This is a genomic window from Flavobacterium aestivum (assembly GCF_026870175.2).
Lineage (GTDB): Bacteria > Bacteroidota > Bacteroidia > Flavobacteriales > Flavobacteriaceae > Flavobacterium > Flavobacterium aestivum.
The window spans coordinates 1,659,211-1,671,413 of record NZ_CP113977.2 but is presented as its reverse complement, the minus strand read 5'-3'; the positions used below and the strand labels follow the sequence as shown (position 1 = coordinate 1,671,413).

Annotated in this window: 9 protein-coding genes; 3 read left to right on the top strand and 6 right to left on the bottom strand. The window is 33.4% G+C overall.

Annotation, left to right across the window (positions count from 1 at the left end; all coding sequences use genetic code 11):
* Positions 1-9 precede the first annotated feature (9 nt).
* The 3 genes from OZP08_RS07325 to OZP08_RS07315 form a co-directional block, all read right to left on the bottom strand.
* Positions 10-1,479 (bottom strand): RagB/SusD family nutrient uptake outer membrane protein, encoded by a 1,470-nt coding sequence (locus tag OZP08_RS07325; RefSeq protein ID WP_281323348.1) that lies wholly within the window; start codon positions 1,477-1,479, stop codon positions 10-12.
* A gap of 94 nt (positions 1,480-1,573) precedes the next feature.
* Positions 1,574-4,693 carry a SusC/RagA family TonB-linked outer membrane protein gene (locus tag OZP08_RS07320; RefSeq protein WP_281323347.1) on the bottom strand — a complete coding sequence of 1,040 codons (3,120 nt, stop codon included), beginning with the start codon at positions 4,691-4,693 and terminating at the stop codon, positions 1,574-1,576.
* Positions 4,694-5,548: 855 nt separating this feature from the next.
* Complete coding sequence (locus OZP08_RS07315; protein WP_281323346.1) at positions 5,549-6,403, bottom strand: leucine-rich repeat domain-containing protein; 855 nt, start codon at positions 6,401-6,403, stop codon at positions 5,549-5,551.
* 186 nt (positions 6,404-6,589) lie between these two features.
* On the opposite strand from OZP08_RS07315, the gene OZP08_RS07310 reads away from it, so the two are divergent.
* Positions 6,590-7,078 carry a DUF1761 domain-containing protein gene (locus OZP08_RS07310; protein WP_281323345.1) on the top strand — a complete coding sequence of 163 codons (489 nt, stop codon included), beginning with the start codon at positions 6,590-6,592 and terminating at the stop codon, positions 7,076-7,078.
* A gap of 58 nt (positions 7,079-7,136) precedes the next feature.
* Here the strand turns inward: OZP08_RS07310 and OZP08_RS07305 are convergent, their stop codons facing one another.
* Positions 7,137-7,415, bottom strand: coding sequence for a 4a-hydroxytetrahydrobiopterin dehydratase (locus OZP08_RS07305; RefSeq protein ID WP_268848967.1), 279 nt, complete (start codon positions 7,413-7,415; stop codon positions 7,137-7,139).
* Positions 7,416-7,509: 94 nt separating this feature from the next.
* Here OZP08_RS07305 and OZP08_RS07300 point away from each other — a divergent pair, with 94 nt between their 5' ends.
* Positions 7,510-8,661, top strand: coding sequence for a GNAT family N-acetyltransferase (locus tag OZP08_RS07300; RefSeq protein ID WP_281323344.1), 1,152 nt, complete (start codon positions 7,510-7,512; stop codon positions 8,659-8,661).
* Positions 8,662-8,771: 110 nt separating this feature from the next.
* Here the strand turns inward: OZP08_RS07300 and abc-f are convergent, their stop codons facing one another.
* The gene (gene abc-f, locus OZP08_RS07295; RefSeq protein WP_281323343.1) at positions 8,772-10,682 is read right to left on the bottom strand and encodes a ribosomal protection-like ABC-F family protein; all 1,911 of its coding nucleotides are present in this window, start codon (positions 10,680-10,682) and stop codon (positions 8,772-8,774) included.
* 73 nt (positions 10,683-10,755) lie between these two features.
* On the opposite strand from abc-f, the gene OZP08_RS07290 reads away from it, so the two are divergent.
* Positions 10,756-11,136, top strand: coding sequence for a DUF983 domain-containing protein (locus tag OZP08_RS07290; protein WP_268848966.1), 381 nt, complete (start codon positions 10,756-10,758; stop codon positions 11,134-11,136).
* On the opposite strand, the gene OZP08_RS07285 is transcribed toward OZP08_RS07290, so the two are convergent.
* On the bottom strand, positions 11,137-12,195 hold the full coding sequence (locus OZP08_RS07285; protein ID WP_281323342.1) for an NAD(P)/FAD-dependent oxidoreductase: 1,059 nt from the start codon (positions 12,193-12,195) through the stop codon (positions 11,137-11,139). It lies immediately after the preceding gene.
* Between the last annotated feature and the right edge of the window lie 8 nt (positions 12,196-12,203).

Here is a 12,203-nt window from a genome sequence, read left to right as displayed (position 1 = left end):
TTTAATAGATTAATAACCTGTATTTTGTGGCAACCCTACAGGGTCAATATTTCGCTCACTTTGAGGTATTGGGTACAAATTGTTTCTTTCCGAAACTGAGTTTTTAGCAGTTACTTTTTTTACTTCGCTAACCAGTGTTCCCCAACGAACCAAATCAAACCAACGTTGTCCTTCCTGAACAAATTCTTTTTTGCGTTCTTCTCGGATTGCCGCTCTTAGCTGAACATTTGTAAGTCCTATCAAATCCACCGTAGCATCCGGAGTAAAGATTGGTTTTCCAAATGCTCTTCTTCTTACCTGATTCACAGCTTCTAGAGCTTCTGCTGTTGGTCCGCTTTGTTCATTGGTCGCTTCCGCAAAAGACAAAAGGATATCGGCATAGCGAATGAGTGGAAAATTAATAGCTACATTTCCTGGCGTTGCTAAATTGGTAAGGTCTAAATATTTACTAAAAATGGGTTTCGGAAATGTATAAAGCGTTCCGGTAGCCGGATTCAATAATTGCTTTTTATAACTCACATCTCTTCGGGTATCTCCTGCTGCATAAATATCATAAAACAAGGCTACATCCGAAATGATATCTGCGGGTTCTGTCGCTGTAAATCCGGTGAAAGAAGTTGCCTGAAAAGTGCTTCCGCTGGAACCATTTCCTGCTTGATTAGGCTCGAACTGAACTGAAAAAATGTGCTCTTTTCCGTTCTTTTTTGTTTTATTAAATATGTCAGCAAAATTTTCAAAAAGTGCATATCCGTATCCACCATTAATCACTTCCTTGGCTTTAAGAATTGCATTTGGCCAATCCTTCCTAGTCAAATACACTTTGGTCAAAATCGCTTTTGCTGCACCCGAAGTTGCTCGTCCGGCTTCATTGGCAGGATAAATTGTCGGTAAACTTTCTGCTGCTGTTAAATCCGAAATAATTTGAGCATATACCTCATTTACAGTTGCTCTTTTTGATTTTAAACTCTCCAATTGAATGGAGGTTGGCTCATGTAAAGTAATTGGAACTCCTCCCCAAAGGCGAACTGCCTGAAAGTATAATAATGCTCTGATGAATTTGGCTTCATTAATCAATCTGGTTTTTACAACATCAGAACCTGAAGTTTTAGGAATATTGTCAATCGCTACATTAGCTCTGTTTATTCCATTATAAATTTGGCGCCAAGCCACTTGAACACGATCCGTAGTGGCATCATGGGTCAAACTACTTAAAGCCCTCACTTGCGGATTCGTAGCCGAAACTCCTGCCGCAGCATAATCAGAAGCCATATCTGTCAAGAAATAAAGATTTCTCCCAAATAGACTCTGTTCTCCCGGATCTAGACTCAAAGAGGCATAAACTGCTGTTACACTCGCCACGGCATCATCCTGAGTTTTGAAGAAATTCTCTTCGGTTATAAAGGAGGTTGGCGTTACCTCCAGCTCGGTGCACGATACTAATATAGTGGCACTTAATAGGTATGTTATTATCTTTTTCATATATGTAAAAGTTATATGTAATTCGCATATCGACATTGGCATTTATAACCCATTTGCGTCCATGCTCATTTCATCTTTTATTTTTTTATTTTACTTAAAAAGTTACGTTCACTCCCGTGATGAATGTTTTAGAATTTGGATAAGCACCAAAATCAATTCCGGGATATAAATTGTTTTGTTCATAAGAACTCACCTCTGGATCATAGCCCGTGTATTTCGTCCAAGTGATTAGGTTTTCGGCTGACACATATAATTTTACACTCTTTGTTCCAATTTTTGAAGAAAGACTTTTAGGGAATGTGTATCCAAAAGTGATGAGTTTTAATCTCAAGAAAGAAGCATCTTCTACATATCGTTCTGATACAATTCCCAGAGGAGAACTTGATGCTCTAGGAATTTCATTACTTGGATTAGTGGGAGTCCAACGATCTTCTAGAACTGCCGAGGCATTTGTCCCGAGAGTAGAGATTTCTAATTGCTGGTTTAAAGCATTAAATACTTTGCCTCCATAAGCTCCCTGAAATGAAAATTGTAAATCAAAATCATTATAAGAAAGTGTATTACTGAAACTACCAACAAATTTTGGCTGTGAACTTCCAAGATCCCCTTTGTCTGCTGCCGAAATTATTCCATCACCATTAGTATCAACATATTTTCTATCTCCCACTTTGGTATTAGCAAGACTGTTTATTTTGGGTTGTGTATTGATTTCTTCCTGTGTTTGAAAAATACCATTCGTCTTGTATCCCCAAAAAGTTCCTAGAGGTGAACCCACTTTTACCGTTACGGGTTGTTGTTGCAACAAAGAACCATTTGGAACTACTGGAAAGAATTGGTCAACTCCATTTCCAATTTCTACCACTTCATTTTTATTGGCAGAAAAGACCAGATTTGAATTCCATGAAAAATTTTCTGTTTTTATGTTTTCTGTAATCAAACCAATTTCGATCCCCTTATTTTCAACCCCTCCAATATTTTGAAGAACTGTAGAATATCCTGAAGTAAGCGGAATAGGAACATTAATAAGCAAATCATTTGTTTTTTTATAATACGCATCGAAAACAAAATTGATTTTTCTGTCCAAAAGTGATAAATCCAAACCAATATTATATTGCGTCGTTTTTTCCCATCTTAAATCTGGATTTGCCAAACGAGTTGGTGCCAATCCTGTTTGAATCGTACCACCAAAAGAATAATTGACAGAACCAATTGAAGCCAATGAAAGATAATTTCCAATTTCCTGATTTCCGGTTGTCCCAGCGCTTAATCTAAGTTTAGCTTCGGTTACTCCTTCAAGATCTTTGGCAAAATCTTCTTCGGTAATGTTCCAGGAAAATCCTGCTGATGGGAAATAACCCCAAAGTGATTCCGATCCAAATCTTGATGATCCATCAGCACGCAGTGATGCAGTAAAATTATATCGGCCTTTATAAGAATAATTTGCTCTTGACAACCACGATTTCAATACACTTTCGAATGCATCACTAGATGGCTTGGCAGCCGTTCCGTCTTGTAAAGCATTATAGGTGTTAGCATCATTTACAAATTTATTGGCTCCTGCTGTAACTACTTCTCCATTGGTATATTGCAGCGTATAACCCAACAAAGCCGAAAACTTGTGGTCCTTCCCAAAATGAGTATTGTAATTCAAAGTGTTTTCGTTCAATACTGAACTCACTAATCTATTACCAACAGAAGCCAATCCTTTATTCGCTGCTCCATTGGTAGTATTGGATGGAGCATAATAATTCTGCTTTGTATTAATTACATCACCGCTAACGGATACTTTAGCTGTAATTTCTTTGTTGATTTTATACTCCCCAAATAAGCTAGTCAGAATTCTGTTGATTTTGTTCTCATTGGTAGTATTCTCTAAATCATTAATTGGATTTGGAATATAACCATTTACGGAAGTCGCATAAGGATTCTGCGTCACATTATAACTCCCATCAGGATTTCTAATAGGAACTACAGGAGCTATCAACAATGCACTAACTAACGGGCTAGGTTCTCTACCTGAACTATTGGCTCCAACCCCATTCGATATCGAATTGGTAAAATTAGTGTTTACTCCAAACTTAAATTTTTGAGAATAATTCCTCTCGTAATTGGCACGAAGAGAAATTCGTTTGAAATCTGTTCCAATTACAACTCCTTCCTGATCGAAATAACTTCCTGAAACAGCATATCGGGAACGGTCATCTCCACCTGAAAATGTTAATTGATGATTTTGAACGGGTGCAATTCTAAAAACTTCTGACTGCCAGTCATAGCTTCCCGATGTTTTAAATGCTTCAATTTGTTCAGCTGTAAATGAAGGCGCTTGTCCTATACTTGCCTGAACATCATTACGCAAGCTTGCCCATTGTGAAGCACCTAGTACATTCAGTTTTTTGGATACTGATTGTACACCAAAATAACCTTGATATGAAATGATATCTTGCCCTTTGGTTCCTTTTTTGGTAGTAATAAGAACAACCCCATTGGCACCACGCGATCCATAAATTGCTGTTGCAGATGCATCTTTTAATACTTCAATAGATTCAATATCACCTGGATTAATAGTTGATAATACATTGACTCCTGCTCCTGCTAAAGCCACTCCTGCCGTACCATTATTGTTATCATTGTAAATCAATACCCCGTCTACAACATAAAGCGGTTCATTTCCTGCTGTAATTGAATTTCCTCCTCTAATGCGAACACTCGAAGAAGCTCCCGGTCGTCCTGAACTTTGGGTAACCACTACTCCTGGTACAGCTCCTCTCAATAAATTATCTGCCGAAGAGGTAACTTGATTAAGATTTGCTTTTGGAACCGAGGCTATTGCTCCTGTGATATCTTTTTTCTTTTGGGCTCCGTACCCTACAACTACCAACTCATTTAATTCTTGAAGGTCTTCCTCCAAATTGATGATAACTGGATTTCCATCAACTATTACTTCAGTTTTTTTATACCCTATATAAGTTACGATTAATGTATATGGAAATTTTTGACCTGTTTGAAAATAAAATTTACCTTCTGTATCTGTTATTACTCCGTGCGTAGTCCCTTTAATATTTACAGAAGCTCCTGAAACTGGCTGATTTGTGATTTTATTAATTACAGTTCCATCGAGTTTAGACTGAATAAGTGGCTGAGTATTTTGTGCATTGATTCCAAATGAAACCAGAAAAATGCTAAGCCATGAAAGATAATATAACTTTTTTTTCATTACTTTGTTTTGGTTTAATAAATAAGGATTCTGAAAACTGATTCTATCAATTTTCTCTTCCGTTTAGTTTAGCGATTAAATTTTTTAAGCCTGCCATTTCTGTTCCCGCAGAAATGGTTTTTTTTTATCTACAACACATTCGTTTTTTCATTTTATCTTTTTTGATTATTACTTATTTAATTTGAATATTATTTTTGAGATAAGCACATCCTAACCGTCAAAACAATTTATTATTGATTACAATAAATTATTTTAAAAATTGATCATTAGAAAATGTAAGATGGTATAAAATTGAAGGTACTAACAGCAACAACACATTCGACTAAGAGTGTCGAATGATAAAGATCCTTGCTTGATCAAAAAAGAAGTGTTTTTGATTGTCTTCAAAACTTTAGTTTTAGTGGTTATTTTTAAACTCTACTATTTCTATAGACAAAAGTAAGTTAAAATTATTAACCACCAAAAAAAATAATATCTATTTACTAAAAAATTTTGGCAATAGTGAAATCATAAGATTTAAAAGCAAGCTTTTAAATAGACAACTAAAATACAATTATATGAAAATCAACACACTAAAACCAATTAACAAATAATGAAAAATATAAATTAAATTATCTACATTTAATAATTTGACATAAAAAAAATGCAATAATCCACAAATGAACTATTGCATTTTACAAACAATCAAATAAAAATAGAAATATTACTAACCAAAATAACATTCTACATAATCAAATTTTTATAGCAATTATAACATCAACCTTTGTATTTTAGCATTATGCTTATTGACATAATACTATTTGTCTATTTCATTTAATTCAAGCCATTTCCGGGCTTTTAAACTAAATCGCTTTATTATTCATCAGCTGCTAATACACCCTTTTTTTCTTTAGCAACTTCCATCTGAAAAGCGACTCCATTCTGATTAAGCATGGTAAGGTTAAAGTCATCTAGAGCGGCTATTTCTCTAGGAACCAAACCTGTAAATGAGTTATAGGAAACATTCATGCTTACTAAATTTTTCATCTTAGTCATATTCATAGGAATCTGACCTTCTAATTTATTATCGAATAAGCTTAGATTTTCTAATGACTCCATATCCGCAACGCTCCAACTAATTTGACCTGAGAATTTATTACTGCTTAATACCAAGTCTTTTAGTTTTTTTAATTCATACAATGAAACTGGTAATTGTCCCGATAAATTATTATTGAATAATGATATTATCTCTAATTCTTTCAGATTACCAATATCACTTGGTAATTCCCCAGATAGGTCATTCATAAAAAGCATTAGTTTGGTCAAATGCGTTAATTTACAAATAGAATTAGGTATAGCTCCTGTTAACTTGTTAAACGAAAGATTCAGTTCTTTCAGATTTTTTAGATCTCCTATATTTTCAGGTATTTGTCCGGATAGCTGATTTTTAAATAAATTTAATCCCTCTAAATTTTCTAATTTGGTAATCTCTACAGGCAACTTTCCTACTAAGTTATTATTTAATAGATTAATTGCAACTACTTTATCATTTTGAATTTTCACTCCATACCAAGTAGATATTGGTGCATTCAAATCCCATTTTACATTCCAATGACTTCCATTTGTGTCATTATATAATTTTAACAAAATCTTCTTTTCCTGATCGGGAATACTAGCCAATGATGAAATCGAAAAAATAACGGTTAGAAATAATGTGATAATGTTTTTCATGATTTATGTTTTTTAATTAAACAAAAACAAAAGCTGTGCCAAAATCGCCATAATACCATAATTACCGCTAATTTACACCTTATTTTTTAATTAATTCAACATTTCCTACACAAAATAACATACCCCTTACAATTCTTTGTGTAAAAAAATAACTATATTTGATACTATAACCTAAAAACCTTAATTATGGAAATGAATTGGATTGCAATTTTTGTAGCTGCTTTAAGCACATTAGTAGTAGGATTTATTTGGTATCATCCAAAAGTTTTTGGAACTGCTTGGATGAAAGAAGCGGGACTCACTGAAGAAGAACTTTCAAAAGGTAACATGGCTAAGATATTTGGCTTGACCTACATCTTCTCACTTTTTATTGTAACGGTAGAAATGGCCTTATCAATTCATCAATCAGGCGCTGTAAGTATGATTGGTGGCTATCCAAAAATAAATGAAGCTCTTCCTTCCTTCAAAGCATTTATGAATGACTACGGAACAGCTTTTAGAACTTACAAACACGGTGCTTTGCACGGATTACTTTCCGGTATATTCTTTGCATTCCCAATTATTGCCATAAATGGATTATTCGAAAGAAAATCATGGAAATATATTTTTATTCATTCTGGGTATTGGATAATCACTTTAGCCATAATAGGATCAATAATTTGTGGTTGGCTTTAGGACAAAACCATAACACCAAAAAAAGCCTTGTTTCATTGAGTACAGAAACAAGGCTTTTTTATAATACATTTTCAATTTTTTGTGCCAATTCAAAATCTTTATCGGTCACTCCTCCTGAGTCATGTGTGGTCAACCTAATATTCACTTTATTATACACGTTGAATAATTCAGGATGGTGATTCATTTTTTCTGCCAACACTCCTACTTTAACAATAAAACCAAGGGCTTCTGTAAAATCTTTAAATTTAAAACCCTTTTCTATTCCATCTTCTTTATACTGCCAATCTTTCAAATTTTGCAATAATGCTGCTGCTGAATTTTCGTTATAGGTTGTCATAATTTTATCTTTTTCTATAAAGTTAGATAATTTTAAACTATTCAATGAAAAATTAACTTTATTAGTTATTTTTGATGAAACATAAAAGCCCAAATTGGAAACAACTTATTCATACGAAATCTACAATCATACAGATCAACTTCCTCAAAACTGGAATGATTTAGGCAGTAAAAATATTTTTTTATCCAAAGAATATCTCGAAATTTTAGAAAAATCTGCCCCTCTTAACATGACTTGTCATTTTATTGGGCTTTTTGAAAAACAAGATTTAGTTGGTATTGCAGTTTCTCAATTTTTGGATTTAAACAAATTAGAATCTTTTGGAGATAGAGATCAATGTATTAAAGCGCATATTCGAAAATTAATTTTAAAAAAATTCTCCTCTCATGTTTTACTCATTGGTAACAATATGCTCACTGGTCAAAACGCATATGTCCTTTCAGAAAAAGCAGATCCTGTTAAAGCAATAAGAACATTAAAGAAAGTAGCCGAAAACCTAAAATATAAATTTAAATCCATCGGTAAAAAAGTACATATTACCACTTTTAAAGATTTTCATCACGGTTCTCTAAACAACTTTAAAATAGATGAATTTAAGACTAATTATAAGTATTGCATTCAACCCAATATGACTTTTAGTATTCCAGCCCACTGGAAAACAGAACAAGATTACATAGATTCTTTATCTAAGAAATACAGGGACCAGTATAAGAGAGCCAGAAAAAAAGCAATCGGTATAGAAAAAAGAAAATTGCATTTAGAAGAAATAATTGCATACGAAGAAACTATCTATGACCTATATGCCCATGTTGCCAGAAATGCCCCTTTCAACACATTCTTCTTAGCCAAAAACCATTTTCGGGTTTGCAAAGAAACCTTAAAAGACAATTTTCTGTTCTATGGTTACTTCTTAGACACCAAATTAATCGGATTCAACACTTTGATCAAAAACGGAAAATCAATGGATACCTATTTCTTGGGTTATGATGACAGCATACAGCGAGAAAAGATGCTTTATCTAAATATGCTTTATGATATGATTGCCTATTCGATCAAAAAAGAGTTTAAAGAAATCATCTTTTCCAGAACTGCCTTAGAAATCAAAAGCTCAGTAGGCGCTAAACCAGTTGAAATGTTTGGTTTTATGGAACATAGCAACCCCTATATAAACAAACAAGTTTATAGAATTTTCCCTTACTTGGAACCCACAGTAGATTGGAAGGAAAGAAATCCATTTAAAGAGTAATTCAAACCATTCTAGAAGCATTATATTAACCTATACAAGCAAAAAAGAGCAATTATCATTTGACAATCACTCTTTCTTATAAATACTGAAATTTATACGCTGCAAACTGATTATTGCAAATTATCTATTTCTTCCTGAACAATTTCCCAGTCCAAAAGGAGTTGGTCTAATTCTTCCTTTTTCTTATTATAGGCGATGAAAAATTTAGCATCCTCGATATGTTTATCATAATTTGAAGCTAACATTTTATCATCTTGTTGAATATCCTTTTCTAATTGTTTAATTTGACTCTCAACTTTACTCAGCCTATTTTGTAGAGCTTTTCCTTTTTTCTGTTCTTCATAGGAAGCTTTATTACTTTCTTTTGGTGCAGCACTCTTAACTGCATCTTTTTTCTCGACTTCACGCATATTTTCCAAATTGCGTTGCTCTAAGAAATAATTGATATCGCCTAAGTATTCTTTTATTTTTTGATCCTTAAACTCATAAACTATATTAGACATCCCTTGCAAGAAATCTCTATCATGCGAAACCAAAAGCAATGTTCCTTCAAATTTTTGCAAAGCAGCTTTCAAAACATTCTTAGATTTAATATCCAAGTGATTAGTAGGCTCATCCATTAACAAAACATTTATGGGCTGTAGCAATAATTTACAAAGTGCTAAACGATTTCTTTCTCCTCCAGAAAGCACTTTTACCTTTTTCTCTACATCATCACCTCGAAACAAGAAAGACCCCAGCATATCACGCACTTTCATACGATTAGTATCTGTAGCTGCATCTTCCATAGTTTGCAATAATGTAATTTCACCATCTAAATATTCGGCTTGATTTTGGGCAAAATAGCCCAACTGCACATTATGCCCTAATTTAATAGTCCCTTGATATTCGAATTCATCAACTATTGCTTTAATAAAAGTTGATTTTCCTTGACCATTTTGGCCAACAAATGCAATTTTACTTCCGCGTTCTACCAATAAATTGATATCTTTTAAGATAACTTTATCTCCATAGCTTTTAGTAACATTTTCAGCCTCTACCACTACTCTACCAGGCTCTTTAGAAACTGGAAAAGAAATATTCATTACCGAGTTATCATCTTCATCTACTTCAATACGTTCTACTTTATCTAACTTCTTGATTAAAGATTGTGCCATTGAAGCTTTTGAAGCTTTTGCACGAAATTTTTCGATTAGTTTTTCCGTTTCTTCAATCTTTTTGGCTTGATTCTTTTGAGTAGCCAATTGTTTCTCTCTAATCTCATGACGTAATTCTAGGTATTGAGAATAAGGCTTATTAAAATCATATGCTTTCCCTAGAGATATTTCAATGGTTCTGTTAGTCACATTATCCAAAAACATTTTATCGTGCGAAACAATAACTACAACTCCAGGATAATTACGCAAAAAACTTTCTAACCAAATGATACTTTCAATATCCAAGTGGTTGGTAGGCTCATCTAGCAACAAAACGTCATTAGACTGCAACAATAATTTGGCTAATTCAATACGCATTCTCCAACCCCCCGAAAATGTTTCAGTTTGATTGTCAAAAACTTCTCTTTTAAAACCAAGACCCAAAAGAATTTTCTCTGTATCACCCACATAATTATAACCTCCTAAAAGTTCAAAACGATGGGTGTAATCTGATAAGTCTTCTATAATCTGACTGTACTCTTCACTTTCATAATCTGTACGAGTAACCAGTTGATGATTTATTTCCGCTAATTTTTTTTCAACTATTTTAATTTCAGTAAAAGCTTCATAAGCTTCTTCAAGAACTGTTCTTCCTTGTTCAAAATCAATATCCTGACGAAGAAACCCCATACGAACTTCTTTCTCTTGAGAGATAACTCCAGAATCTGGAGCAAAATCCCTAGCCAAAATTTTAAGCATTGTCGATTTTCCAGCTCCATTCTTTCCTACGAGACCTACACGGTCTCCTGCACCCAAACGAAAGGTAACTTCTTCAAACAAATAAGAGCCACCAAACGAAACCGATAAATTGTGTATATTAAGCATGTATTATTATTTTATTCCTATATGAATTAGTAAATTTGTCTTTTCTGAACATAGAAAATTAAATTTTTTGCAAATGTTAAAAAAAGGATCCAAATTATATAGCATTTTAACAGGAACTTGTCCAAAATGCATGAATGAGAGTATGTATACAGACAAAAACCCTTTACATTTAGGATCAGTTCTTAAGATGAATGAATGTTGCAGTCATTGTGGTCTTAAATATCAAATTGAACCTTCCTTCTTTTATGGTGCTATGTATGTTAGCTACGGACTGAATGTTGGAATAGGAATTGCTACTTTTATCGTTTCATATCTAATCTTCAATTCTAGCATACAAACATCTTTTATTGCCATCATTGCCACTCTAATTGTATTATTTCCAATTGTGCTCAGATGGTCACGAAACATTTACATCAACATGTTTGTATCCTACGACCCGAAAACTAAAATATAATTACAGTTTTCTTTTAGCTTTTTTGGTAAATCTCTGAATATCTATTTCGCTATTTAGTAGAATTTCATTTTCAATATTATCGAACAATTCTTTGGCCATTGCTGGTCCTAACATAACTCCTCGAGTTCCCAATCCGTTTAGGATATGAACTCTTCTATATTCTGTATGTGTCCCTACTAATGGTCTTCTATCGCGAACCGTAGGACGAACTCCAGCAAAATGTTCTACTATTTCAAAATCACATAAAATGATTTCCTTTATCCTTTCTATTAATTCCTTTTTGCCCTCTTCAGTTGGTAAATCTGTTTTGTCTTTCCAATTATAAGTTGCTCCAACTTTAAACAAATCATTCCCTAACGGCAAAATAAACACACTTGTATTTACTACACAGTCAATTTCTAATTCAGGCGCTTTTATGATAAAAAGCTCCCCTTTTGTACCATCCAAAGGCAAATCATTAAAGAAGGGATTAGAATGCATTCCAAAGCCTTCAGCAAAAACAATATGCTTCGCTTTTAAATCATTATAACAAACACCATCCTCTTCAAAAACTAAAGCATCATAATCAAACCCTTCATTACGCAATAGCCCGAGAGACAAAAGATACTCTTTATACTTTGCCAACAGTAAAGCTGTATCAACATATCCTGTCTGTAACACTTCACCATAACCGTATGGAGAATCAATACCTTTGAACTTTCTATAAACCAAATTATTTGATAAAAAAGGAGCCAAGTTGACCTTGTCTGAAGCCGAAAACCAATTATTCTGCTCTTCAACAGAAAAGAATTTTCTCAAAATAGGCATTTTGAAATTAAACTTTGAATCGATTTTTTTATTAAGATTCAAATAAAAATCATTCATTAAAACCAATTGTCCCTGTGCTTGCCAAACTTCGCTAAATCTTTTCAAGATAACAGGATTATATAAGCCTCCCGCAATTCTAGAAGAGTTCTGAGAGTCGTTATCAAAAACAACTATGCTTTTATTATTAGACAAAGCGACTTCAGAAAAAGAAATACCAGCTAAACCACAGCCAACAATAATATAATCAATCATAACATAAA